Below are 24,637 nucleotides of genomic sequence, written 5' to 3' on the forward strand. Positions count from 1 at the left end.
GGATTCAGGCAGCGAAGCCTCTCGGGCCCGCATGTCTGATGCAAAAGGTGGCCAATGGCGAGACGCAGTTGCCCGCCGCCACGCTGCCTGAGAGGCTCGAGCGGCTTGAACGCGCCAAGGGCTGCGCGCTGGGAAAGGGCGCCCGGTGAGGGTGCCCGCACGTTTGCCCAGCTGCCGCCTCAGCGTCGCACGCCGCTGCCGAGCAGCGGCTTGAGCGTTGGCCACACATTGTCGAGCAGCAAAGGCTGTGCCTGCTGGGTAGGATGGATCTGATCGGCCTGGAAGAGTTCGGGCTTGTCGGCGAGGCCGGCGAGCAGAAAGGGCACGAGCGGCACGTTCAGTTCTTTTGCAAGCCGCTCGTAGATGGCGTGGAAGTCACGCGTATAGTCGACCCCGTAGTTGGGCGGCACGTACATGCCGATGAGCACGGGTTTCGCGCCGCCCTTGCGGATCTGCGCGACGATGGCGCGCAGATTGCTGTCCGTCGTCGTGAGCGGCACGCCGCGCAGTGCGTCGTTTGCGCCCAGTTCGACGATCACGATCGCGGGCTTGATGCGCTGCATGACGAGCGGCAGGCGCGTGAGTCCGCCGCTGGTCGTGTCCCCGCTGATGCTCGCATTCGCAACGTTATAATCGATCCGCTCACTGGCGAGCCGCTGGCGCAGCAGGGCCACCCAGCCCGTATCGCGCGGCAGGCCGTATTCGGCGGAAAGGCTGTCGCCGAGTACGACGACGTTCGGTTTTGCCGTGGCAGCGGGGTTCGTCGCCGCGTTGGCCGTGGAAACGGGCGAGGCCGCGAGCGCGGTGCCGGTCATGCCACATAAGGCGCCGAGCAGGGCAACGGCGGTCAAGGTCGCGATAGCGGCAAACGCGCTGAAGCGGGACGAAGCGCGGGAAAGGGCGGCGCGCCGCGCGGCGCGCTTCTGGTTCACGGCTAACCTGTGCATCATCATGTGCGAATGAATAGCGATCCAGTCATCGAAGTACGGGGTTTGAGCAAGCGGGTCACCGACGCCACCGGCGAGCTGACGATCCTCGACGGCATCGACCTCACCGTGCAGGCGGGCGGGAGCGTGGCGATCGTCGGCGCGTCCGGCTCCGGCAAGTCGACGCTGCTCGGCCTGCTGGCCGGCCTCGACAGCGCGAGCGCCGGTTCGGTGCGCCTGCTAGGCCATGAGCTTACCGGCATGGCCGAAGATCAGCGCGCGGCGCTGCGCAACGGCTCGGTGGGCTTCGTGTTCCAGTCGTTCCAGTTGATGCCGCATCTCACCGCTTTGGAGAACGTCGCGCTGCCGCTCGAACTGCAGGGCGGCATGTCGACGCGTGATGCTTTCTCCCGCGCGCGCACGCTGCTCGAGCGCGTGGGTCTTGCCGAGCGCACGGGCCACTACCCGAAGCTGCTCTCGGGCGGCGAGCAGCAACGCGTGGCGCTCGCCCGCGCGTTCGTGACGAGCCCCGCCGTGCTGTTCGCCGACGAGCCCACCGGCAGTCTCGACGCCGCCACGGGCCACGCCGTCATCGACCTGATGTTCGAACTCAATCGCGCCAACGGCGCGACGCTCGTGCTCGTCACCCACGACGTCGATCTCGCGCAGCGCTGTGACGCCATCATCACGATCGAGGCTGGCCACCGCGTGCCCAACGCGCCGCATGGCGCGGCAGCCTCGCGCAACGCGAGCAATGTCGAAGCCGGGCGTTAGCGCCTGACCATCGAACGGCGTGCGCAGCGCATGCGCACGCCGCCTCTGCCCGATTTAGCGCTTGAGCGCCGCGCGGGCGCGCGCGATCAGCGCGGCCGTGGACGAATCGTGCCGCTTCACATCGGCGCTTGCCGCGTTCAGGTCGGCTTCGACCACCTTGCCGAGGATCTTGCCGAGTTCCACGCCCCACTGGTCGAACGGGTTGATGTCCCACACGGAAGCCTGCACGAGCACCTTGTGCTCATAGAGCGCGATGATCGCGCCGAGCGAGCGCGCGGTGAGCGCGTCGACGAGCAGCGTGGTGGTCGGCCGGTTGCCGGGGAACATGATGTGCGGCACGAGTTCGGGCTTGTCCGGGCCCGCGATCTTGCGCGCTTCTTCCTCGGTGCGGCCAAGCATCAGCGCCTCGCTCTGCGCAAAGCAGTTCGCGAGCAGCTTCGGTTGATGGTCGGCCAGCGGATGCTCGGGCGTGAGCACGGCGATGAAGTCGATCGGCACGATCGTCGTACCTTGGTGCAGCATCTGGAAGAACGCGTGCTGGCCGTTCGTGCCGGGCTCGCCCCAGGTGATCGCCGAGGTCGCGTAATCGACGAACTTGCCGTCGAGGCGCGCCGACTTGCCGTTGCTCTCCATTTCGAGTTGCTGGAGATACGAAGGCAGGAAGTGCAACGCTTCGGAGTAGGGCGCAACGAGATAGCTCTGCGAGCCGAAGAAGTTGCGATACCAGACACCGATCATGCCGAGCAGCACGGGCAGGTTCTTCTCCAGCGGCGCTTCGCGGAAGTGCTTGTCCATGTCGTGCGCGCCGGCGAGCAGTTCGTCGAACTGCTGCGGCCCGATGGCGATCATGATCGAGAGGCCCACGGCCGACCACAACGAGTAGCGGCCGCCGACCCAGTCCCACATCTCGAACACGTTTTCCCTGGCGATGCCGAACTTTACGACTTCGGCCGGATTGGCCGAGACGCCCACGAAGTGCTTCGCGAGTTCGCCTTCCGGGCAGCCGTGTTTCACGAACCAGTCGCGCATCGACAGCGCGTTGGTCATGGTTTCGAGCGTCGTGAACGTCTTCGAGACGATGATCGCCAGCGTCTCTTCCGGATCGATGTTTTCGATCGTCCGCCACAGGTCCGCGCCGTCGACGTTCGAGACGAAGTGCGAGGTGATCTCGGGTAGTTCGAGATGCTTGAGCGCGTGCACGACCATTTTCGGCCCGAGATCCGAGCCGCCGATGCCGATATTCACGACATGGCGGATGCGCTTGCCCGTGTAGCCGGTCCACGCGCCGCTGCGCACGGCGTCGGCGAACTTCGCCATCTTCGCGCGCTCGGCCGCGATCTGGGCGTGGAACGGGGCGTCGGCTTCGGTGGCGCGCAAGGCGGTGTGCAGCGCCGCGCGGCCTTCAGTCGGGTTGACGACTTCGCCCTTGAACATCGCATCGCGGCGCGCTTCCACGCCGGCCTCGCGAGCGAGCTGCACGAGCAGCTTGAGCGTGGCGTCGGTGATGCGGTTCTTCGAGAAGTCGGCGCCGAGACCGGCGCCTGCGAACGTGAAGCGTTCGGCGCGCGTCGGCGCCGGGTCGTTGGCGGGGGCGAACCAGTCGCGCAGCTTTTCGTCGCGGATCTGTTCGTAATGCGTCTGTAGCGCGGACCAGGCGGGGAGCGGATTCGTCATGTTCGTCTAGCGAGGGATCACGAATGGAGGGCGGCAGGTGCGGTTCGCCGGTCAGGCCGAACGCGCGCTTCGCGCGCCGCGGGGAAGCACGGGCCGCCTCCGGTGGAAGACGGCGTGCGGAGGATCAGTATAGCGGCCTCGCGCGACACTGCGCAGCGTTGTGATACCTGCGGCCGTGCAAGGCGCGGGAGGTGGGACGAGCGTGGGTGTGAAGCAAGCCGCGTGCCGCGCGAGCGGGCGTGCGGGATGCACCCTCAGGCTGCATAAGTCGGCGCGTAAAAGAGTCGGTTCATCAGCTGGCGCACGGCTGGCGCGAGTTCGCCCGCCGTGAGACCCGCGGGACCGTCGCCTTGAGCGCACAGTGTGTCGGCGGCGAGGCCGTGCAGGTAGACGCCCGCGAGCGCCGCCTCGTAGGGCGGCACGCGCTGGGCCAGCAGCGCGCCGATCATGCCGCCGAGCACGTCGCCGGTGCCGCCCGTGGCGAGGCCTGCGTTGCCGGTGGGGTTGACGGCGACGCGGCCGTCGGGCGCGGCGATCACGGTGCCGCTGCCCTTGAGCACGGCAACCGCCGCGTAGCGGTCGGCAAGTGCTCGCGCTGCGGCGAGGCGGTCGCGCTGTACCTGGGCGGTGTCGCAGCCGAGCAGGCGCGCCGCTTCGAGCGGATGCGGTGTGAGCACGCAAGGCGCCCCGCGCGCGGCGGCCGACTGCGCGACGTGCGCCGCGAGCGCCTCGTCGCGCGCGACGAGATTGAGCGCATCGGCATCGAGGAGCACGGGGGCGTGCAGGCGCAGGATGGCGTCAACGAGCTGGCGCGCCGACGCGCTGCCGCCCATGCCGCAGCCCGCGGCGACGGCGTCCATCGCGCCGAGCGCGAGTTTGGCCGCCGCGTGCAGCATGAGTTCGGGGTGCGGGGCGTCGTAGGGCGGCGCGTCGCTGCCGAGAAAGCCCACGTGAACCTTGCCCGCGCCGGTGAGCAGCGCCGCGCGCGCCGCGAGAATCGGCGCGCCGCACATACCCGTGTCGCCGCCCACGACGGCGAGCGTGCCGAACGTGCCCTTGTGGGTGGCGAAGTCGCGTGCGGGCAGCGCGGCGGCGAAGAGCGCGGGCGCGTTCAGGCGCCCGGCGCCCGGCGTGCCTTCGGTGTCGATGCCGATCGGCGCGACCGCGACCGCGCCTGCGTAGTCGCGCCCGACACCCGTGTACAGGCCGGGTTTGGCGGCGATGAAGGTCACGGTATGGGTCGCGCGCACCGCCGGGCCGCTGCCGACCACGTTGCCGGTGTCGCTGTCGAGGCCGCTCGGCACGTCGAGCGCGAGCACATGGCCATGGCTGCGCGCGCGTGCCGAGAGCATCTCGGCGAGTTCGGCGAACACGCCTTCGAGCCCGCGCGCGAGGCCGATGCCGAACATCCCGTCGACGAGCCAGCCGTAAGCGTCGAACGATGCGGGCGCCGACGCGGCGATGGGCACGCCCGCCGCGCGCGCCTCGGCGAGCGCCCAGCACGCGTCGTCGGGCTTGACCTCGACGGGCATGCAAACTTCCACTGCGACGCCCGCGCGATGCAGTTCGGTGGCGACGACGAGGGCGTCACCACCGTTGTTGCCAGGCCCGGCGGCGAACCAGACGGGCTTGTCGCTCGCCGACGAGGGCGCATGCGCGAGCTGCTCGCTCAGGAAGTGCGCGGCGGCGGCGCCTGCGCGCGCCATGAGCGCGTGAGCAGGCAGAGCCGACTGCGCTGCGACTTCGGCCTTGCGCAACTGTTCGACGGCAAGCAGCGGGACCGCACGATCGTGCGGGTAGACGAGCACCGGTTGCCCGGTGCCAGAGGAGTGTGGAGCGTGCGTCATGACGATGCGGTCCAGAGAGGCGACATCGCAACGATACCCGAGCAAGCGCTCAGACGGCACGCCCCAGGCGCGCGGTGGACGGGCGCGGCGGCGCGGCAACGCCGCACACGCGAGCGCCGCTCAATCGCGGCCCGGCTGGAGCGCCTTGATGGTATCGGCCGGCAGTTCAGGCGCGGTGTTCGAGATCTGCTGGGCGATGAGACGCGCCGAGCCGAGCGAAAGCGCCCAGCCTGCCGGCCCGTGGCCTGCGTTGACGTAGAGGCGCGGATGGCTCACGCTGCCGACCGCCGGCAGGCCGTCGGCGGAAAGCAGCTTCATGCCCTCCCACGCGAGCGCGGCCGAAATGCGCGCGGCGCCCGGCGCCCAGTCGCGCGACGCCTCGCCGAGCAGCGCGAGGGCGTCTTCGGTGAGCGCCTCGGGCAGCGCGTCGTCGACTTCCTGCGCGCGCAGCAGCACGGCGGCGCCCGATATGCGCAGCCGGTGATTCATGCGCGCGATGGCGATGCGCTTGCCGGCATCGACGATCGTGGTCTGCGGCACGCATTCCTCGTGCGCCACCGGCGAATTGAGCGTGTGCATGCGCAGCGGATAAAACGGCATCTTGAGGCCGAGCGGTGTCAGAAGCTGCGGCGTTTGTGCGCCCGCGGCGACCACGACGGCGTCGCCCGAGATCACCTCGACGTCGCGCGAGCGGCCCGCTTCGTGCGCAGGCGGCGCGAGTTCCACGGCCGCGCGCCGGTCTTCCAGGCGGATTGCGCTGACCTCGCGGCTCATCTCGAACTGCACGCCGCCCTGGGCGTCGAGCACCTGCTTGAGCAGCTTCACGAAGAGCGGGCAGTTGGCGACCCGGCCGGTCTCGAAGCGCACGCCGCCTGCAAACGGCGGATCGGCGGGGATGGCATGGTCGAAAGCCACGCATTCCGCGGGCGAAAGCGCGTGGTGCGGCGTCTCGAAGCGCCGCAGCAGCTCGAGGGCCGGTTGTGTGAGCGACCATTCGTCGTTGCCGCGCACGAGGTAGAGCAGGCCGTCGCGCTGCTCGTAATCGAGCTGGAAGCGCGCGTCGATGTCGGCGAGCGCCGCTTGCGCCGAGTCGATGAGCGGACGCAGCAGCGCATAGCGCTCGGCGAACGCCTCGGAGCCGTGCAGCGTGGCAAGGCGCTTGGCGAAACCGTGCGCCTGGCCGCGCCAGCCTGTCTTGCTGATCACGCCGCCGGACGACTGACGGCCATTGCGCAGGAAGGTGGGGCCGAACCAGACGTCGAGCGGCGTGGGCAGCGCAATGCCGCTATGCCCGTAGGTCGCGCCTTGCGCGACAGTGGCGTGGCGTTCGATCACGCAGACGCGATGCCCGGCCGCGCGCAGCTGCCAGGCGGTAGCGATGCCGGCGATTCCGCCGCCGATGACGATGACATCCATGACGATACGATCTGCAGGCAGGTGGCGCTCGCTCGGGTGAGGGCGTCCTGCCGAAGGTGGGGCGTGCAGCGCGCCGAAGCCATGCCCGGGTGCGCCGATCAGACGAAACGCGCAATCATAGCAGCGAAAGCGTCCGCATCGCCATGCGCGAGGCCGGCTTGCCACACGCGTGGTGCACGGCCGCCGGGGCGGTCAGGACAAGCCTTCCGGGTTATAATCGCGGTCTCCCTTCGCCTGACCGTCGCCATCCCCCGCGCGACGCATCGCCACCTTGCGACGTGTTTCGCGCGAGGCGAAGCCGCGACGCAACTCTGACGCAACCTCGACGCAACGCCCCAGTCCATGGCCCACTTCTCGTGTTTCCCCGGCGCTTCGGCCCTTTCCGACTTCCGTCAGACCCGCCTGCTCGAGACGCTTCAGCGTATCGACGCCAACATCGTCGGCGTGTACGGCCAGTATCTGCATTTCGTCAATTCGGCCACGGAGCTCTCCGCTGACGACAGCGCGAAGATCGAAGCGCTGATGCACTACGGCGCGCCGTTCGCGGCATCGCAGGAGCGCGGCAGCGCGCTCACGTTCCTCGTCGTGCCGCGCTTCGGGACGGTGTCGCCGTGGGCGAGCAAGGCCACGGACATCGCGCACCATTGCGGCCTCGAGAAGGTGCGCCGCATCGAGCGCGGCGTCGAATACACCGTGGTGCTGAAGTCGGGCCTGCTCGGCGGCAAGAAGACGCTTTCGGTTGAGGCGCACGCCGCTGTCGCCGCGGCGCTGCACGATCGCATGACGGAAAGCGTGGCGCCTTCGCGCGACGCGGCGCTGCATCTGTTCGACGAACTGCCGGCCCGCCCGATGCAGACGGTCGACGTGCTCGGCCACGGCCGTGCGGCGCTGGAAACGGCCAACGGCGAACTGGGCCTCGCGCTCGCCGACGATGAAATCGACTACCTCGTCGAAAACTTCAAGAAGCTCGAGCGCAACCCGACCGACGTCGAGCTGATGATGTTCGCGCAGGCCAACAGCGAGCACTGCCGCCACAAGATCTTCAACGCGAACTGGACGATCGACGGCCAGGATCAGGATATGTCGCTCTTCGCGATGATCCGCAACACCGAGAAGATCAGCCCGCAGGGCACGATCGTTGCGTACTCGGACAACTCGTCGATCATGGAAGGCGCGGTCGCGGAGCGCTGGTTCCCGCGTAAGAACAACGCCGACGGCACGCCTGGCGAACAGTACGGCCGCCACACCGAACTCACGCACACGCTGATGAAGGTGGAGACGCACAACCACCCCACGGCGATCTCGCCGTTCGCGGGCGCGGCAACGGGCTCGGGCGGCGAAATCCGCGACGAAGGCGCGACGGGCCGCGGCGCGCGTCCGAAGGCCGGCCTCACGGGCTTCACGGTTTCGAACCTCGATCTGCCCGACGCGCGCGAAGCATGGGAAGACGCCCGCGATGCGGCCGTGCCGCTCGCGCTGCGCAACCCCGCCGACACGCGGGGCGCCTACGGCCGCCCGGACCGTATCGCGTCGCCGCTGCAGATCATGATCGACGGCCCGCTCGGTGGCGCCGCGTTCAACAACGAATTCGGCCGGCCGAACCTCGGCGGCTATTTCCGTACCTACGAGCAGAACGTGGCGGGCACCGTGCGCGGCTATCACAAGCCGATCATGATCGCGGGCGGCATCGGCAACATCAGCGCGCAGCACACGCACAAGCACGACCTGCCGGCCGGCACGCTGCTGATCCAGATCGGCGGTCCGGGCATGCGCATCGGCATGGGCGGCGGCGCGGCCAGCTCGATGGCCACCGGCACCAACACCGCCGAACTCGACTTCGACTCAGTTCAGCGCGGCAACCCGGAAATCGAGCGTCGCGCGCAGGAAGTCATCAATTCGTGCTGGCAGCTGGGCGAGCGCAACCCGATCCTGAGCATTCACGACGTGGGCGCGGGCGGCCTTTCCAACGCGTTCCCGGAACTCGTCGACGGCGCGGACAAGGGCGCGCGCTTCGAGCTGCGCAAGGTGCAGCTCGAAGAGTCGGGTCTTTCGCCGCGCGAAATCTGGTCGAACGAATCGCAGGAACGCTACGTCCTCGCGATCGCACCCGCCGATCTGGCGGAGTTCCAGGCGATCTGCGAGCGTGAGCGCTGCCCGTTCGCCGTCGTGGGCGTCGCGACCGACGCGCGCGACCTGAAGCTCATCGACGCCGACGAGCAGGCGCTCGCGGCCAACGGCGGCCACCAGCCCGTCGACATGCCGATGGACATCCTGCTCGGCAAGCCCCCGCGCATGCACCGCAATGTCGAGCATGCGAGCATGCCGCTCGCGCCGGTCGAAGTCACGGGCGTCTCGCTCGACGAAGTCGCGAAGAGCGTGCTGCGCCACCCGAGCGTGGGCAGCAAGTCGTTCCTCATCACCATCGGCGACCGCTCGGTGGGCGGCACGACGGTGCGCGACCAGATGGTCGGCCCGTGGCAGGTGCCGGTGGCCGACTGCGCGATCACCGCGCTCGACTACGCCGGCTACAAGGGCGAAGCGATGACGATGGGCGAGCGCACGCCGCTCGCCGTGATCGATGCGCCCGCATCGGGCCGCATGGCCGTGGGCGAGGCGATCACCAACATCGCCAGCGCTCCGATCCTCTCGCTCGACAAGCTCAAGCTCTCCGCGAACTGGATGGCCGCGTGCGGTGCACCGGGCGAGGACGCCGCGCTGTACGACACCGTGAAGGCGATCGGCATGGAGTTGTGCCCGGCGCTGGGCATCGGCATTCCGGTAGGCAAGGATTCGCTGTCCATGCGCACGAAGTGGAATGAGGAAGGCGTGGCAAAGGAAGTGGTCGCGCCGGTCTCGCTCATCATCTCGGCGTTCGCGCCGGTCGACGATGTGCGCCGCCATCTCACGCCGCAACTGCGCCGTGCCGACGAAGTGGGCGAATCGGTGCTGATCGCGATCGATCTGGGTCGCGGCAAGAACCGCATGGGCGGCAGCATTTTCGCGCAGGTCACGCAGCAGGTCGGCGACGCGGTGCCCGACGTGGATAGCGCTGAAGACCTCAAGCAGTTCTTCACGGCCATCCAGCAACTGAACGCGAACGAGCAACTGCTCGCGTACCACGACCGCTCGGACGGCGGCCTGTGGGCGACGGTCTGCGAAATGGCCTTCGCGGGCCGCACGGGCGTGTCGCTGAACGTGGACATGCTCGCGCTCGACAGCGAGCACGAGTCCGACTACGGCGACGCCAAGGACTGGGCGAAGCAAACGAGCGGCCGCCGCGAAGACCGCACGCTGCGCGCGCTCTTCTCCGAAGAACTCGGCGCCGTGATCCAGGTGCCCGCACAGCAGCGCGACGTCGTGATGGGCGTGCTGCGCCAGCACGGCCTCTCGGTCTGCTCGCACGTGATCGGCACGCTGAACCCGCGCGACTCGATCGAAATCTACCGTGACGCCAAGCGTATCTACGGAGCGCCTCGTGCGGAACTGCAACGCGTGTGGAGCGAAGTGAGCTGGCGCATTGCGCGTCTGCGCGACAACCCCGCGTGCGCCGATTCCGAATACGACGCGCTGCTCGACGCCGCCGATCCGGGCATGCAGCCGCATCTGACGTTCGATCCGGCCGAGGACATCGCCGCGCCGTTCATCGGCAAGGGCGCGCGCCCGCGCGTGGCGATCCTGCGCGAGCAAGGCGTGAACTCGCACCTCGAAACCGCGTACGCGTTCGACCGCGCCGGCTTCGACGCGCACGACGTCCATATGAGCGACCTGCTCGAAGGCCGCGCCACGCTCGCCGACTTCGCGGGCGCGGTGGCCTGCGGCGGCTTCTCGTACGGCGACGTGCTGGGCGCGGGCGAAGGCTGGGCCAAGACTATCCGCTTCAATGCGAAGCTCGCGGACATGTTCGCGGCGTTCTTCGCGCGCGAGGACACGTTTGCGCTCGGCATCTGCAACGGCTGCCAGATGATGTCGAGCCTCGCCTCGATGATCCCGGGCGCCGAAGCCTGGCCGAAGTTCACGCGCAACAAGTCGGAGCAGTTCGAAGCGCGCTTCTCGCTGGTGGAAGTGCAGGGCTCGCCGTCGATCTTCTTCAGCGGCATGGACGGCTCGCGCATTCCGGTGGCGGTCGCGCACGGCGAAGGTTTCGCGGACTTCTCGCAGCAGGGCGACATCTCGAAGGTCGCGGTGGCGATGCGCTACGTCGACCATCGCGCCCAGGCGACCGAGGCCTACCCGTTCAATCCGAACGGCTCGCCGCAAGGCATCACCTCGGTCACGACGCCCGACGGCCGCTTCACGGTGCTGATGCCGCACACCGAGCGCGTGCAGCGCACGGTGACGATGAGCTGGCACCCCGAAGCCTGGGGCGAGGCAAGCCCGTGGATGCGTGCGTTCCAGAACGCGCGCAAGTGGGTGGGCTAACGCGCCCGGCGAAGCACGCGGACGTTTGACGCCAGGGCACGCCAAAGGCAACTCGCCCCGGCGGAAAATCCCGGTCATGCCTCGATTGCGAGTGCGGGCCGGGGTTTTTGTCTTTTGGGCGCCGATCGACGCGGCCTTGCGGCAAATAGCGGCGTTAATCACCGCATTTGTTGCGGTGATTAACTTGTGCATGCGGCGAATACGTCTCATAATCGCCGCATGAATAGCGGCGAATACACCTATATCTGGCAAGCCGGCGACTGGCCTCAGTGGCGCTTCGATCTGACGGCGCTTGCCGAGCCCATGGCCGAGGTCAGCCGCGCCCAAGGCGTGCTGGTGGGCAGGCTGGCCGATGTCGGCCTGGCGCTGCGCGATCAGGCGAGCCTCGCAGCCCTGACGGAGGACGTGCTCAAGACCAGCGAGATCGAGGGAGAGCAACTCGACGTCGCCTCCGTGCGTTCGTCCATCGCGCGTCGAATGGGCGTGGACATCGGGGCGCTCGCGCCGGTGGACCGCCACGTGGAAGGCGTGGTGGAGATGGTGCTCGACGCGACCACCAACAGCCGCGCGCCGGTTACGCGCGAGCGCCTGTTTGGCTGGCACGCCGCGCTATTTCCTACGGGCTACGCGGGCCTGTCGCGGATCAACGTCGGTGCATGGCGCGACGATGCGAGCGGGCCCATGCAGGTGATCTCGGGGCCGATCGGCCGTCAACGCGTGCATTTCGAGGCGCCGCCCGCGAACCGGCTGGAAGCCGAAACGCGGGGCTTTCTCGACTGGCTCAACGGCCCGGCGCAAGCGCCGCCGCTGATCAAGGCCGCTCTCGGCCACTTGTGGTTCGTCACGCTGCACCCGTTCGACGACGGCAACGGCCGCGTGGCAAGGGCCATCGGCGACTTGCTGCTCGCGCGCGCGGACGGCAGTGCGCAGCGCTTTTACAGCCTCTCCGCGCAGATTCAGCGGGAGCGCAAAGGCTATTACGACATTCTCGAGCGCACGCAGCGCGGCTCGATGGATGTCACGCTGTGGCTCGCCTGGTTCTTCGACGCGCTGCATCGCGCCGTCGATCAGGCGCAAATCACGCTGGACGCCGTGCTCGCCAAGGCGCGCTTCTGGCGCGAGTGGGCCACGACGCCGTTCAACGAGCGCCAGGTCAAGCTCCTGAACCGCTTGCTCGACGGCTTCGACGGCAAGCTCACGAGCGGCAAATGGGCGGCCATCGCCAAATGCTCGTCCGATACGGCGTTACGCGACATCAACGACCTGGTGACGCGCGGCGTGCTGCGCAAGGCGGAGGGGGGCGGGCGCAGCACGAGCTACGAGCTCAACGCGTAGCCGCAAACAAAAACCCCGCGCCTTCGAAGGTCGCGGGGTTTTTAGAGCAGCGAAAGCGGCAAATGCGCGGCAAACGAGCCGCCATGCAGCCTTACTGAATCTTCGCTTGCTTGCGCAGATTCTCTTCGAACGCCTGCAGCTTTTCCTGCTGGATCTGCTGGACGATCTGCGGGCGCACCTGTTCGAGCGGCGGCGGCGTGACCGGGCGGATGTCGTCCACGCGGATGATGTGCCAGCCGAACTGCGTGTGCACCGGCGTATCGGTCATCTGGCCTTTCTGGAGATGCGTGGCCGCGGTCGCGAATTCCGGCACATAAGCCTTCGGATCGGACCAGTCGAGGTCGCCGCCGTTCTTGGCCGAGCCCGGGTCCTTCGAGTACTGCTTCGCGAGGTCTTCGAAGCTGGCGCCAGCCTTGATCTTCGCGATCAGGTCCTTGGCCTGCTGCTCGTTGTCCACGAGGATGTGGTGCAGGTGGTATTCGCTGCCGCCCGCATCCTTGGTCAACTGGTCGTAGCGCGCCTTGACTTCGGCGTCGCTCGGCTGGTTGTTCTTCACGAAGTTCTGAATCAGCGCGCGCAGCACGACGGTCTGCTGGGCCACGGCGATTTGCGCCTTCACATCGGGGTTGTTCGGAATGCCTTCGCGAATGGCTTCCTGCATGAGGATTTCGCGGTTCACGAGTTCTTCGCGTACCGCCATTTGCAGTTGCGGCGAATCCTGCTGGCCTTGTTGGACAAGCTGCTGGACCAGCGCATCGGCGCGCGCTTTGGGAATCGGCGTGCCGTTCACGACGGCGATGTTCTGCGCAAAGGCGGGAGCCGCCGCGCACGCAGCCAGCAACACCCAAAGATGGGTTTTCTTCAAGGTCATCGGAAAGTCCTAACGGGGCGAACCAAAATGGCGAACAAAAGGATCAAGCAGGTCGAAATCCAACGTGGGCTACCGGGGCAGCGCCGCGGCTTCTTCGGGCGTGAGCGCCGTGATCGCGAGTGCGTGGATGCCGCGCTGCATGGCCTCGGCCAGCGCATCATACACCATGCGATGCCTTGCCACGCGGGCTTTCCCCGCGAATGCGCCCGCAACGATCGTGACATGATAGTGACCGCCGGCAGCGGCGCCCGCGTGTCCGGCGTGCTGCGCGCTGTCGTCGCGCACGTCGATGGAAACGGGGGCGAGCGCCGCGGTCAGGCGCGTTTCGATGAGCGCCATACGCTCGGCGGGGCTGGCGTTGAGAAAGACGTCGCTCATTCTTCTTCCTTCATGTAACGCGAAAGCCACAGGCTCTGGCCGACGATGAACACCACGAGGATGCCGGTCGCGCCGAACAGCTTGAAGTCGACCCACGCGTCGGTGGAAAAGTGAAACGCCACGAAGAGATTGAGAATGCCGAGCAGCGCGAAGAAGATCGACCAGACGAAGTTCAGTTGCGTCCAGATGCGCGACGGCAGGGTGATCTGCTTGCCCATCATCGCTTCGATGAGGTTCTTGCCGAATGCCACTTGCGAAACGAGCAGCACGACCGAGAACGCCCAGTAGAGCACGGTGGGTTTCCACTTGATGAAGGTCTCGTCGTGCAGCATCAGCGTGGCGCCGCCGAACACGACGACGATGCCGAGCGAAAGCCACAGCATCGGGTCGACCTTGCGGTGACGGAATGCGACCCACGCGATCTGCACGAGCGTAGCTCCAATCGCCACGGCCGTAGCCGTAAAGATGCCCCACAGCTTGAAGGCGACGAAAAAGAGGATGATCGGGAACAGATCAAACAGGAATTTCATTATCGGCCTGAGAGTTGACGAATTGAGCCCGGCAAAAGAGGGCACGACGCTGTCAAGGCCGCATTGCGCCCCGCGCTGGGCGCGGGGCTGCCTTGCCAACGTTCACTTGGGCTCGAATTGTAGCGCAGCCGAATTGATGCAATACCGAAGGCCCGTCGGGGCCGGACCATCCTCGAACACGTGGCCGAGGTGCGCGCCACAGTTCTTGCAGCGCACCTCGATGCGCAGCATGCCGTGCGCGCGGTCGGTTTTCTCCTCGATCACCTCGCCGTTGATCGGGCGGAAGTAGCTCGGCCAGCCACAGCCCGCGTCGAATTTCGTGTCGGACTCGAAGAGCGGCGTGCCGCAACACACACAGTCATAGACACCCCGATCGAAGTGGTCCCAGTACTTGCCCGTGAACGCGCGCTCGGTCGCGGCGTGGCGTGTGACCTGATACTGCGCGTCGTCGAGCTGCTCCCGCCATTGCTCGTCGGCTTTGTAGCCCGGGTAGGCGGTGGAGTTATGGTCGTCCTGGCTCATGTTGGGTTCCTGTCGGGTGGGAAACAAGGATCACGTAGATGGGGGCGCGCTCACGAAGAGCAACTGACTTCGAGCGAACTCGCCCAGTCGGGCGGCAGCCCTGCGTACGACGCGTTTTCGGGCTGCTCGTCGAATGGCCGCTCCAGCACCTTGGCGAGCCGCTCGACTTCGCTGAAGTCCTTTTGCGCGGCGCGCTCGATCGCCGTTTGCGCGAGGTGATTGCGCAGCACGTATTTCGGATTCGTGCGGTTCATCGCTGCTGCGCGCGCGGCGTCGTCGCGTGTTTCGTGCGCGAGGCGCGCGCGGTAGTCGGCGGCCCAGGCGTCGAAGGCGGCGCGATCGAGAAAAAGATCGCGCACCGGCGTGTCGCCGCTCGCGTCATGCTTCGAAACGCCCGCGAGATGGCGATATGTGAGCGTGAAATCGGCACGGTTCGCATGCATGATTTCGAACAGCTTGTTCGCGAGCGCGTCGTCGCCTTCGCGCTCGTGTTCGAGGCCGAGTTTCGCGCGCATGCGCGCTTCGAGCGCGGGCGCGAAGTGCCCCTTGAAGCGTTCGAGCACACCTTGCGCGTCGGCCACCACGCGTTCGCCGCGCTTCTTTTCGTCGGCGATCTCGTAGTGCGCGCCGAACAGCGGCACGAGCGCCTGCGCGAGGCAGAAGAGATTCCAGTACGCGATCTGCGGCTGCATGCGGTACGCGTAGCGGCCCTGCGAATCCGAATGATTGCAGATGTGGTTGGCGTCGAAGCCGTCCATGAAGCCGAACGGACCGTAATCGATCGTGAGGCCGAGGATCGACATGTTGTCGGTGTTCATCACGCCGTGGCAGAAGCCCACGGCCTGCCATTCGACCATCAGCGCCGCCGTGGTGCGCACCGCTTCGTCGAGCAGGGCGAGGTACGGGTCGTCGGCGTCACGCAGTCGCGGATAGAAGCGCGCGATCACGTGGTCGGCGAGCGCGCGCAGTGCGTCCACGTCGTCGTGCGAATAGAAGTGCTCGAAGTGGCCGAAGCGTACGAAGCTCGGCGACACGCGCGTGACGACCGCAGCCGTTTCCATGTCTTCGCGGCGCACGGGCTGATCGGAGCCGGTCACCGTGAGTGCGCGCGTAGTCGGTATGCCGAGATGGTGCATGGCCTCCGAGCACAGAAATTCGCGGATCGACGAGCGCAGCACCGCGCGGCCGTCGCCCATGCGCGAGTAGGGCGTGCGCCCCGCGCCTTTGAGCTGGATCTCGTTGCGCCTGCCCTCGTGCTCGACCTCGCCGAGCGTGAGCGCGCGGCCGTCGCCGAGCTGGCCCGCCCACACGCCGAACTGGTGGCCGGAGTAGACCGTTGCGTACGACATGGCCGAAGGCGAGCGCTCGCGCGTGAAATTTCCACTGAAGAACGCGGCGAACGCGGGATCGGCAACAGCGGACGCATCGAGCCCGAGTTGCGCGGCCATGGCCTTCGAAAAGCCGACAACGTAAGGCGAAGGCAGCGGCGCGCCGGGCAGCCGCGTGTAAAAGCGGGCGCCGAGTGCGGCGAAGGCGTCGTCGCGCGGCACGATCAATGCGCGTTCGAAGTCGGCGAGCGGACCGGTGGCGGGCGTGTGCGTAGCGGACGAGCCGCCTTGGGAGTCGGGAGTGCCTGGTGAAAACGACATATTGAGGGCCTGTTGAATAGTCGATATTGTAAGTCCGCACCCGCCGGCGTGCTGGGGCGCGTTCGAAGCTTGCCGGCGCGCCGGCCACAGACGCGAACGTAGTACGCGAAAGACAACGACACCGAACGCCGATCAAACGCGAGGAGACCGCTACCGATGAGTGCGCCGCTGCTGGGACAGATGATGGATGTGCCGCTCACGCTCCCGTCGTTGATCGCGCATGCGGCGCGCCATCATGGCAGCGCGCAGATCGTCTCGCGCCGCGTCGAGGGCGATATTCATCGTTACACGTACCGCGAGTGCGAGGTGCGCTCGAAGCAGCTTGCCGAGGCGCTCATGGCGCTGGGCGTGGCGCCGGGCGAGCGCGTCGGCACGCTGGCCTGGAACGGCTACCGGCACCTCGAAGCCTATTTCGGCGTGACCGGTTTCGGCGCCGTGTGCCACACCATCAATCCGCGGCTCTTTCCCGAGCAGATCGCGTGGATCGTCAACCACGCCGACGACCGCTACGTCCTGTTCGACATCACGTTCGCCGCGCTCGTCGATACGCTCGCGCCGCAATGCCCGAACGTGCGCGGCTGGGTCGCGCTGTGCGACGAGTCGCACCGGCCGCCAATGCGCACGGAAGTGCTCTGCTACGAAACGCTGCTCGCCGCGCAGGACGCCAACTACGCGTGGCCCGAACTCGACGAGCGCAGCGCCTCGAACCTTTGTTACACGTCCGGCACCACGGGCAACCCGAAAGGCGCGCTCTACACCCACCGCTCGTCGGTGCTGCATGCGTATGGCGCGTCGCTGCCCGACGCAATGGGGCTTTCCGCGCGCGATGCGATCTTGCCGGTCGTGCCGATGTTCCATGTGAACGCATGGGGCATTCCGCATGCGGCACCGCTCACGGGCGCGAAACTCGTGCTGCCCGGCAAGGATCTCGACGGCAAGTCGCTCTACGAACTCATGGAAGCGGAAGGCGTCACCACCTCGGCCGGCGTGCCCACGGTCTGGCTCGGCTTGCTGGCGTATGTGCGCGGAGCCGGCGTGCGTTTTACCACACTCCAGCGCACCGTGGTCGGCGGCTCGGCCTGCCCGCCGGCGATACAACGAGCCTTCGAAGACGACTACGGCGTGCAGACCATCCACGCGTGGGGCATGACGGAGATGTCGCCGCTCGGCACGCTCTCGAGGCTCAACTGGGAGCAGTCGGAGCGCCCGCGCGAAGCGCAGCAGGCGCTGCTCGAAAAGCAGGGTCGCGTGATTTTCGGCGTGGACATGAAGATCGTGGGCGAAGACGGGCGGGAATTGCCTTGGGATGGCGTGACGTTCGGCGACCTGCACGTGCGCGGGCCGTGGGTGATCGACCATTATTTCCGCCAGGAAAGCGGCTCGCCGCTCGTGGACGGCTGGTTCCCCACGGGCGACGTCGCCACGATCGACCCCGATGGCTTCCTGCACATTACCGACCGCAGCAAGGACGTGATCAAGTCGGGCGGCGAGTGGATCAGCTCGATCGACCTGGAAAACATCGCAGTGGCGCATCCGGCCATCGCGGAGGCCGCGTGCATTGCCTGCGCGCATCCGCGGTGGACCGAACGGCCGCTCATCGTCGCGGTCAAGAAGCCCGGCGCCGCGGTCACGCGTGAAGAACTGCTCGCGTACTTCGAAGGCAAGGTCGCGAAGTGGTGGCTGCCCGACGACGCCGTGTTCGTCGACGAATTGCCCCATACGGCAACGGGCAAGCTGCAAAAGCTCAAGCTGCGCGAGCAGTTCCGCGCATACGTGCTGCCGACTGCGCTCGCGGTGGAGGGCTGTCCGTTCGACCCGGCGCAAGACGCCGCGAAGCACGGGTAGGCCGCCCCGAGCCGCCCGCGCAGCCGCGCAAGGTTCTCCGGCGCAGCCATCTGGCTGCGTTTTTTTTCTTCCGACTTTTGCCCGCCGACCCGCCAGATTCGTACGTTCAGTACAAACCCTGGCGTCCGCAGCGCAGCAAAAAATTGAACGAACGTTCTTTTTTGGGTATTCTGCCTGCTGACCGGGAATGTCGGACAATGAAACCGACGACGCACATCGCGGCCCGCAAGCATGGAGGCAGGCAAATGGCAGTGGACTACACGACTCGCGACGGCGTCGCCGTCATCACGCTCAATAATCCGCCCGTCAACGGCCTCGGGCATTCGACCCGCGCAGGCATTGTCGAGGGCCTCGCGCGCGCCGCGATCGATCCGGCCGTTGCGGCCATCGTGATCACGGGCGCCGGCAAGGCGTTCTCGGGCGGCGCGGATATCACCGAATTCAACACGCCCAAGGCGATGCAGGAGCCCACGCTCCACACCGTCATCAAGGAAGTCGAAAAAAGCGCGAAGCCGGTCGTGGCCGCGATCCACAGCGTGGCCATGGGCGGCGGTCTCGAACTGGCGCTCGGCGCGCACTACCGCATCGCCGCTCCCGGCGCGCAGATCGCGCTGCCCGAAGTGAAGCTCGGTATTCTGCCGGGCGCGGGCGGCACGCAGCGTCTGCCGCGTGCGATCGGCCTTGAAGCCGCGCTCAACATGATCGTCACGGGCGCGCCGGTGATGAGCGAAAAGCTCGCGAATTCGGGGCTCTTCGACGCCATGGCGCAAGGCGACCTGCTCGACGAGGCGATCGCATTCGCGCGCAAGGCGGCCGACAAACCGGGCCCGCATCCGCTCGTACGCCACCGCAAAATCGAACATGCGAACGCCGAAGGCTTCCTGCAGTTCTCGCGCAACACCGTGGGCGCGATGGCGAAGAACTACCCCGCGCCGGTCAAGTGCGTCGACGCCATCGCGGCGGGTGTGAAGCAGGGCTTCGAAAAGGGCCTCGCCTTTGAGCGCGAATGCTTCCTCGAACTCGTGCAGACGCCGGAAAGCCGCGCGCTGCGCCACGCGTTCTTCGGCGAGCGCGCCGCGAGCAAGATTCCCGATGTGCCGTCGAGCACGCCCACGCGCGACATCCAGAAGGTCGCGGTGATCGGCGCGGGCACGATGGGCGGCGGCATCACGATGAACTTCCTCAACGCGGGCGTGCCGGTCACGCTGCTGGAAACGAAGCAGGAAGCACTCGAACGCGGCCTCGCCACGATCCGCAAGAACTACGAAGCGCAGGTCAAGAAGGGCAAGCTCACGCAGGAGAAGGTAGAAGCGCGCATGGCCCTCATCAGCCCGACGCTCTCCTACGACGACCTCAAGCAAGCCGATCTCATCATCGAAGCCGTGTTCGAAGAACTCGGCGTGAAGGAGCAGGTGTTCAAGCGCCTCGACGAAGTCGCCAAGGCTGGCGCGATCCTCGCCTCGAACACCTCGACGCTCGACGTCGACAAGATCGCGGCGTTCACGAAGCGTCCGCAGGACGTGGTCGGTCTGCACTTCTTCAGTCCTGCCAATGTAATGAAGCTGCTCGAAGTCGTGCGCGGCAAGGAAACGGGCAAAGACGTGCTCGCCACCGTCATGCAGGTCGCGAAGAAGATCCGCAAGACGGCCGTGGTTTCGGGCGTGTGCGACGGCTTCATCGGCAACCGCATGATCGAACAGTACGTGCGTCAGGCGCTCTACATGCTCGAAGAAGGCGCGCTGCCCGCGCAAGTGGACCGGGCGATCGAGAAGTTCGGCTTCGCGATGGGTCCGTTCCGCATGAGCGACCTGGCGGGCAACGATATTGGCTGGGCCATTCGCAAGCGCCGTTATCAGGAACACCCGGACATGAAGTACTCGAAGATCGCCGACCGTCTGTGCGAGACCGGCCGCTTCGGGCAGAAGACCGGCGCGGGCTGGTACGACTACAAGGCGGGCGAGCGCAACGCACTGCCGTCGAAGCTCGTCGACGAGATGATCGTGGCGTACTCGAAGGAAGCCGGTGTGGAGCGCCGCAAGATCAGCGACGAGGAAATCGTCGAGCGTCTCGTGTTCTCGCTCGTCAACGAAGGCGCGAAGATTCTCGAGGAGGGCATCGCTTCGAAGGCGTCGGACATCGACATGGTCTATCTCACGGGCTACGGCTTCCCGCTGTGGCGCGGCGGCCCGATGCTGTATGCCGACACGGTCGGCCTCTACAACGTCGAGCGCGCCATGCGCCGCTACGCGCAGCAGCGCAATGGCGAGGCGTGGGAAGTCGCGCCTTCGATCGTCGAACTGGCTGCCACGGGCGGTACGTTCAACTAAGCATCATTCACGGACGCAAAAGCGGACGAACAGGCGGACGAACATCATGAGAAGCGCAGACGACGTGCTCCTGCTGATCGACCTGCAATACGACTTCATGCCGGGCGGGGCGCTTGCTGTCGCGCATGGCGATGAAGTCGTGCCGGTCGCGAACCGGCTCGCGCAGGGCTTCAGCCACGTGGTGCTCACGCAGGACTGGCACCCGGCGCAGCACGTTTCGTTTGCGGCCAACCACGCGGGGCGCGCGCCGTTCGAGACGACGGCGCTGCCCTACGGCGAGCAGGTGCTATGGCCCGTGCATTGCGTGCAGGGCACCGAAGGCGCCGCGCTGCATCGCGACCTGAACGTGCCGCACGCGCGCGCGGTGATCCGCAAGGGCCATCACGCTGACGTGGACAGCTACTCCGCGTTTCTCGAAGCCGACCGCAAGACGCCCACGGGCCTCGCGGGTTATTTGCGCGACGTGGGCGTGAAGCGCGTGTACTGCTGCGGCCTCGCGACCGACTATTGCGTGGCGTGGTCGGCGCTCGACGCGCGCACCGCGGGCTTCGAAACCGTGCTGATCGAAGACGCCTCGCGCGCCATCGACCTGAACGGCTCGCTTGCCGCCGCGTGGCAGCAGTTGCTGGCCGCCGGTGTGAAGCGCGCGCAATCGGCCGAGGTGCTGGCATTGTCCGCCTGAACGTCCAATCAAAGCCATCCTCTGGATTCAATATTCGTAGTGGGAGACATCGCATGACTGACGCCGTAATCGTATCGACCGCCCGCACGGGCCTCGCCAAATCCTGGAAGGGCGCCTTCAACATGACGCACGGCGCCACGCTCGGCGGGCACGTGACGCAAGCCGCCGTCGAGCGCGCGAAGATCGACCCCGCGCGCGTGGAAGACGTGATCATGGGTTGCGCGAACCCCGAGGGCGCAACGGGCGCGAATATCGCGCGCCAGATCGCGCTGCGCGCGGGCCTGCCCGTGAGCGTGCCGGGCATGACCGTGAACCGCTTCTGTTCGTCTGGACTCCAGACGATTGCGCTTGCCGCGCAACGCGTGATCGCGGGTGAAGGCGACGTGTTCGTCGCGGGCGGGGTGGAATCGATCTCGTGCGTGCAGAACGAGATGAACCGCCACATGGTGGCCGAAGGCTGGCTCAACCAGCACAAGCCTGAAATCTACTGGAGCATGCTGCAAACGGCCGAGAACGTCGCGAAGCGCTATGAAATCTCGAAGGAACGCCAGGACGAGTACGGCGTGCAGTCGCAGTTGCGCGCGGCGGCCGCGCAGGCAGCGGGTCTCTTCAACGACGAAATCGTGCCGATGACGGTGCTCGCCGGGGTTGCCGACAAGGCGACGGGGCAGCTCGTCACGAAGGAAGTGACGATCGCAGCCGACGAAGGCATTCGCGCCGACACCACGCTCGAAGGCGTTGCGAAAATCCGCACGGCGATGCCGGGCGGCGTCATCACGGCCGGTAACGCGAGCCAGTTCTCGGACGGTGCGAGCGCCTGCGTCGTCATGAACGCGAAAGTCGCGGAGCGCGAAGGCCTGCAGCCGCTCGGCATCTTCCGAGGCTTCGCCGTGGCGGGCTGCGAGCCGGACGAGATGGGCATCGGTCCCGTGTTCGCCGTGCCCAAGCTGCTCAAGCAGACGGGCCTGAAGGTCGAGGACATCGGCCTGTGGGAGCTGAACGAAGCGTTCGCGGTGCAGGTGCTGTATTGCCGCGACAAGCTCGGCATTCCCGCCGACCGCCTGAACGTGAACGGCGGCGCGATTGCCGTCGGTCACCCATATGGCGTGTCGGGCGCTCGCCTCACGGGCCATGCGCTCATCGAAGGCAAGCGCCGCGGCGCGAAGTTCGTCGTGGTGACGATGTGCATCGGCGGCGGGCAGGGCGCTGCCGGCCTCTTCGAAGTCGTCTGACGCCAGGGCGCGGCAGTGGACATGCCCGCTGCCGCACTCACGATTTCATCGCTTTCCCGCTGCTTTACGCGCGCCGGGCCGCCCTCGCGCTCGAGTCGCTGCGGGTATCATGACGGCTGTCGGCGCGCACACGGTGCGGCGCCTGTTCCCATGCAGACTGAAAGAGGTGAGTTCGTGATTCGTCATATCGTGATGTGGAAGCTCAAGGAGTCGGCCGAAGGCGCGACGCGTGCCGAGAACGTCGTGAAGTTCAAGGCGCTGCTCGAAGCCTGCCGAGATCTCGTGCCGGGCACGCTGCACCTCGAAGTCGGAGTGGCCGGCCCGGGCCTCGCTTCCACGTTCGACCTCGTGCTCGTTTCCGACTTCGCCGATCAGGCCGCGCTCGACGGCTATCAGGACCACCCCGAGCATCTCGTCGTGAAGCAGTTCGCGAAGCTCGTGGTCGAGTCGCGCCAGTGCGTGGATTACGTGGTCTGAAACGCATCATGACCGGTACCGCAGATCAATCCCAGGGCGGCGGCGCGCCAAAAGGCGAAGACGCTCGACAACCGCAACCATCGCTCACGATCATCGAGAGTCCGTTCGTCGAGCATCTCGGCGCGCAACTCGTGAGCGCGCGCGACGGTGCGAGCGAAGTCGTGCTGCCGCTCGCCGAGCGGCATCTGAATACGTGGGACGTCGCGCACGGCGGCGTCACGATGACGCTCGCCGACATCGCGCTCGCCATGGCGGCGCGCAGCGTCGCCGCCGACGGCGTGGGCGTCGTCACCGTCGAAATGAAAGTGAACTTCATGCAGCCGGGGCGCGGCGAATTGCGCGCCACCGGCCGCGTGCTGCACCGTTCCACCACGATGGCCTATTGCGAAGGCGAGATTCGCGACAGCGAAGGCCATTTCGTCGCCAAGGCGCTCGGCACCTTCAAGTACATGCGCCGGCTTGCAGTGGGCCGCGACGTGACGCGTCAGCGTCTGCGCAGCGACCCCAGCGCGCGGCCGGGGCCGAGCGACGGTTAAACGCGCAATCGGGCGCGTGCGAGGGCTTTGCTCGTGCGCGCCCGGTTGCTGTTCTCTCGCGCGGCAGGCGTGCAACGCCTCGCCGCGCCCAACGAAGCAACACGGACGCCATGACCCAGACCAATCGCCAGATCCTGCTCGCTTCGCGCCCGGAAGGCGCCGCGAGCGTCGATAACTTCCGCCTCGTCAAAACGCCGCTCGCACCGCTCGAAGAGGGCCAGCTGCGCGTGCGCAACCACTACCTCTCGCTCGATCCGTACATGCGCGGGCGGATGAACGACAGCAAGTCGTATGCGGCGCCGCAGCCGCTCGACTCGGTGATGATCGGCGGCACGGTGGGCGAGGTGGTCGAGTCGCGCAACGCGAAGTTCAAGGTCGGCGACAAGGTCGTGGGCATGTTCGGCTGGCAGGAGTTCGGCACTTCGGACGGCAGTGACCTGCGGGTCGTCGATACGACCCATGTGCCGCTTTCCGCGTACCTCGGACCGGTGGGCATGCCGGGCGTCACCGCGTGGTACGGCCTGAACCGCATCATCGAGCCGAAGGCAGGGCAAACCGTCGTCGTGAGCGCGGCGAGCGGCGCGGTGGGCAGCGTCGTCGGCCAGCTCGCGAAGCGCGCGGGTTGCCGCGCGGTGGGTATCGCGGGCGGCGCAGAAAAATGCCGCTATGTCGTGGATACGCTCGGCTTCGACGCATGCGTCGATTACAAGGCCGGCAATCTCTATCAGGACCTCAAGACCGCGACGCCGGACGGCGTGGACGGCTACTTCGAGAACGTCGGTGGCGCGGTGCTCGACGCTACGCTCGCGCGTATGAACGCGTTCGGCCGCATCGCGCTATGCGGGATGATCGCCGGTTACGACGGCGAGCCGATGCCGCTCAAGTATCCGCAACTGCTGCTCACGCAGCGCCTGCTCGTGCAGGGCTTCATCGTGAGCGAGCACATGGAAGTGTGGCCGCAGGCGCTTACCGAACTGGGTACGCTGGTCGCGAAGCAGCAGCTCGCGTATCGCGAGACCGTGGCAGAAGGGCTCGAGAACGCGCCCAGCGCGTTCCTCGGCATGCTCAAAGGCCAGAATTTCGGCAAGCAGCTCGTCAAGCTGATCTAACGGTTTCACTGTCAGCGCAAGCGCCCGAAAAGGGCGCTTCGCTTTTCCGTGCTCAGTATTCACCGCAATTTTCACCCCAGGATTCGCA

At 66.9% G+C, this 24,637-nt stretch carries 19 protein-coding genes; 10 read left to right on the plus strand and 9 right to left on the minus strand.

Annotated features, from left to right (window positions below):
* Window positions 1–179: 179 nt before the first annotated feature.
* Window positions 180–815, minus strand: coding sequence for an arylesterase (locus tag A3CW_RS0130735; protein WP_245623784.1), 636 nt, complete (start codon window positions 813–815; stop codon window positions 180–182).
* Between the two features lie 144 nt (window positions 816–959).
* Here A3CW_RS0130735 and A3CW_RS0130740 point away from each other — a divergent pair, with 144 nt between their 5' ends.
* Window positions 960–1,700 carry an ABC transporter ATP-binding protein gene (locus A3CW_RS0130740; RefSeq protein WP_051481822.1) on the plus strand — a complete coding sequence of 247 codons (741 nt, stop codon included), beginning with the start codon at window positions 960–962 and terminating at the stop codon, window positions 1,698–1,700.
* Between the two features lie 54 nt (window positions 1,701–1,754).
* On the opposite strand, the gene pgi is transcribed toward A3CW_RS0130740, so the two are convergent.
* From pgi to A3CW_RS0130755, 3 genes are all read right to left on the minus strand, one after another.
* Complete coding sequence (pgi, locus tag A3CW_RS0130745; RefSeq protein ID WP_028206985.1) at window positions 1,755–3,374, minus strand: glucose-6-phosphate isomerase; 1,620 nt, start codon at window positions 3,372–3,374, stop codon at window positions 1,755–1,757.
* Window positions 3,375–3,628: 254 nt separating this feature from the next.
* On the minus strand, window positions 3,629–5,221 hold the full coding sequence (locus A3CW_RS0130750) for a bifunctional ADP-dependent NAD(P)H-hydrate dehydratase/NAD(P)H-hydrate epimerase (protein ID WP_028206986.1): 1,593 nt from the start codon (window positions 5,219–5,221) through the stop codon (window positions 3,629–3,631).
* A 120-nt stretch (window positions 5,222–5,341) separates the two neighbouring features.
* Window positions 5,342–6,637, minus strand: coding sequence for an FAD-dependent oxidoreductase (locus A3CW_RS0130755; RefSeq protein WP_028206987.1), 1,296 nt, complete (start codon window positions 6,635–6,637; stop codon window positions 5,342–5,344).
* Window positions 6,638–6,979: 342 nt separating this feature from the next.
* Between A3CW_RS0130755 and purL the strand changes: the two genes are divergently transcribed.
* Complete coding sequence (gene purL, locus A3CW_RS0130760; protein WP_028206988.1) at window positions 6,980–11,056, plus strand: phosphoribosylformylglycinamidine synthase; 4,077 nt, start codon at window positions 6,980–6,982, stop codon at window positions 11,054–11,056.
* A gap of 219 nt (window positions 11,057–11,275) precedes the next feature.
* Window positions 11,276–12,391, plus strand: coding sequence for a Fic family protein (locus A3CW_RS0130765; protein WP_028206989.1), 1,116 nt, complete (start codon window positions 11,276–11,278; stop codon window positions 12,389–12,391).
* A gap of 91 nt (window positions 12,392–12,482) precedes the next feature.
* On the opposite strand, the gene A3CW_RS0130770 is transcribed toward A3CW_RS0130765, so the two are convergent.
* From A3CW_RS0130770 to A3CW_RS0130790, 5 genes are all read right to left on the minus strand, one after another.
* Window positions 12,483–13,262, minus strand: a complete 780-nt coding sequence (locus tag A3CW_RS0130770) for a peptidylprolyl isomerase (RefSeq protein ID WP_028206990.1) — start codon at window positions 13,260–13,262, stop codon at window positions 12,483–12,485.
* A 69-nt stretch (window positions 13,263–13,331) separates the two neighbouring features.
* Window positions 13,332–13,640: a BolA family protein gene (locus A3CW_RS0130775; protein WP_028206991.1), complete on the minus strand. Its 309-nt coding sequence runs from the start codon at window positions 13,638–13,640 to the stop codon at window positions 13,332–13,334.
* Window positions 13,637–14,170 (minus strand): septation protein A, encoded by a 534-nt coding sequence (locus A3CW_RS0130780; RefSeq protein WP_028206992.1) that lies wholly within the window; start codon window positions 14,168–14,170, stop codon window positions 13,637–13,639. Before A3CW_RS0130780 ends, A3CW_RS0130775 begins: the two co-directional genes overlap by 4 nt.
* Window positions 14,171–14,272: 102 nt before the next feature.
* Window positions 14,273–14,692: a peptide-methionine (R)-S-oxide reductase MsrB gene (msrB, locus tag A3CW_RS0130785; RefSeq protein WP_028206993.1), complete on the minus strand. Its 420-nt coding sequence runs from the start codon at window positions 14,690–14,692 to the stop codon at window positions 14,273–14,275.
* A 50-nt stretch (window positions 14,693–14,742) separates the two neighbouring features.
* Window positions 14,743–16,341: a protein adenylyltransferase SelO gene (locus A3CW_RS0130790; protein WP_028206994.1), complete on the minus strand. Its 1,599-nt coding sequence runs from the start codon at window positions 16,339–16,341 to the stop codon at window positions 14,743–14,745.
* A 156-nt stretch (window positions 16,342–16,497) separates the two neighbouring features.
* Between A3CW_RS0130790 and A3CW_RS0130795 the strand changes: the two genes are divergently transcribed.
* From A3CW_RS0130795 to A3CW_RS0130825, 7 genes are all read left to right on the plus strand, one after another.
* Window positions 16,498–18,186, plus strand: coding sequence for a 3-(methylthio)propionyl-CoA ligase (locus A3CW_RS0130795; protein ID WP_028206995.1), 1,689 nt, complete (start codon window positions 16,498–16,500; stop codon window positions 18,184–18,186).
* A gap of 245 nt (window positions 18,187–18,431) precedes the next feature.
* Window positions 18,432–20,513 carry a 3-hydroxyacyl-CoA dehydrogenase NAD-binding domain-containing protein gene (locus A3CW_RS0130800; RefSeq protein ID WP_028206996.1) on the plus strand — a complete coding sequence of 694 codons (2,082 nt, stop codon included), beginning with the start codon at window positions 18,432–18,434 and terminating at the stop codon, window positions 20,511–20,513.
* Between the two features lie 46 nt (window positions 20,514–20,559).
* Complete coding sequence (gene pncA / locus A3CW_RS0130805; RefSeq protein ID WP_028206997.1) at window positions 20,560–21,195, plus strand: bifunctional nicotinamidase/pyrazinamidase; 636 nt, start codon at window positions 20,560–20,562, stop codon at window positions 21,193–21,195.
* Between the two features lie 53 nt (window positions 21,196–21,248).
* Window positions 21,249–22,427, plus strand: coding sequence for an acetyl-CoA C-acyltransferase (locus A3CW_RS0130810; protein ID WP_028206998.1), 1,179 nt, complete (start codon window positions 21,249–21,251; stop codon window positions 22,425–22,427).
* Between the two features lie 174 nt (window positions 22,428–22,601).
* Window positions 22,602–22,904 (plus strand): Dabb family protein, encoded by a 303-nt coding sequence (locus A3CW_RS0130815; protein ID WP_028206999.1) that lies wholly within the window; start codon window positions 22,602–22,604, stop codon window positions 22,902–22,904.
* A gap of 8 nt (window positions 22,905–22,912) precedes the next feature.
* Window positions 22,913–23,440 carry a PaaI family thioesterase gene (locus A3CW_RS0130820; RefSeq protein ID WP_081771883.1) on the plus strand — a complete coding sequence of 176 codons (528 nt, stop codon included), beginning with the start codon at window positions 22,913–22,915 and terminating at the stop codon, window positions 23,438–23,440.
* Between the two features lie 110 nt (window positions 23,441–23,550).
* Window positions 23,551–24,549 carry an NADP-dependent oxidoreductase gene (locus A3CW_RS0130825; RefSeq protein ID WP_028207001.1) on the plus strand — a complete coding sequence of 333 codons (999 nt, stop codon included), beginning with the start codon at window positions 23,551–23,553 and terminating at the stop codon, window positions 24,547–24,549.
* The last annotated feature ends 88 nt before the right edge of the window (window positions 24,550–24,637 follow it).

It is taken from the genome of Paraburkholderia nodosa DSM 21604 (assembly GCF_000519185.1).
Taxonomy (GTDB): domain Bacteria; phylum Pseudomonadota; class Gammaproteobacteria; order Burkholderiales; family Burkholderiaceae; genus Paraburkholderia; species Paraburkholderia nodosa.

Coding starts and splice junctions, on each gene's coding strand:
- A3CW_RS0130735 (WP_245623784.1), bottom strand. CDS start 815: ATGACCGGCACCGCGCTCGCGGCCTCGCCCGTTTCCACGGCCAACGCG.
- A3CW_RS0130740 (WP_051481822.1), top strand. CDS start 960: ATGAATAGCGATCCAGTCATCGAAGTACGGGGTTTGAGCAAGCGGGTC.
- pgi (WP_028206985.1), bottom strand. CDS start 3,374: ATGACGAATCCGCTCCCCGCCTGGTCCGCGCTACAGACGCATTACGAA.
- A3CW_RS0130750 (WP_028206986.1), bottom strand. CDS start 5,221: ATGACGCACGCTCCACACTCCTCTGGCACCGGGCAACCGGTGCTCGTC.
- A3CW_RS0130755 (WP_028206987.1), bottom strand. CDS start 6,637: ATGGATGTCATCGTCATCGGCGGCGGAATCGCCGGCATCGCTACCGCC.
- purL (WP_028206988.1), top strand. CDS start 6,980: ATGGCCCACTTCTCGTGTTTCCCCGGCGCTTCGGCCCTTTCCGACTTC.
- A3CW_RS0130765 (WP_028206989.1), top strand. CDS start 11,276: ATGAATAGCGGCGAATACACCTATATCTGGCAAGCCGGCGACTGGCCT.
- A3CW_RS0130770 (WP_028206990.1), bottom strand. CDS start 13,262: ATGACCTTGAAGAAAACCCATCTTTGGGTGTTGCTGGCTGCGTGCGCG.
- A3CW_RS0130775 (WP_028206991.1), bottom strand. CDS start 13,640: ATGAGCGACGTCTTTCTCAACGCCAGCCCCGCCGAGCGTATGGCGCTC.
- A3CW_RS0130780 (WP_028206992.1), bottom strand. CDS start 14,170: ATGAAATTCCTGTTTGATCTGTTCCCGATCATCCTCTTTTTCGTCGCC.
- msrB (WP_028206993.1), bottom strand. CDS start 14,692: ATGAGCCAGGACGACCATAACTCCACCGCCTACCCGGGCTACAAAGCC.
- A3CW_RS0130790 (WP_028206994.1), bottom strand. CDS start 16,341: ATGTCGTTTTCACCAGGCACTCCCGACTCCCAAGGCGGCTCGTCCGCT.
- A3CW_RS0130795 (WP_028206995.1), top strand. CDS start 16,498: ATGAGTGCGCCGCTGCTGGGACAGATGATGGATGTGCCGCTCACGCTC.
- A3CW_RS0130800 (WP_028206996.1), top strand. CDS start 18,432: ATGGCAGTGGACTACACGACTCGCGACGGCGTCGCCGTCATCACGCTC.
- pncA (WP_028206997.1), top strand. CDS start 20,560: ATGAGAAGCGCAGACGACGTGCTCCTGCTGATCGACCTGCAATACGAC.
- A3CW_RS0130810 (WP_028206998.1), top strand. CDS start 21,249: ATGACTGACGCCGTAATCGTATCGACCGCCCGCACGGGCCTCGCCAAA.
- A3CW_RS0130820 (WP_081771883.1), top strand. CDS start 22,913: ATGACCGGTACCGCAGATCAATCCCAGGGCGGCGGCGCGCCAAAAGGC.
- A3CW_RS0130825 (WP_028207001.1), top strand. CDS start 23,551: ATGACCCAGACCAATCGCCAGATCCTGCTCGCTTCGCGCCCGGAAGGC.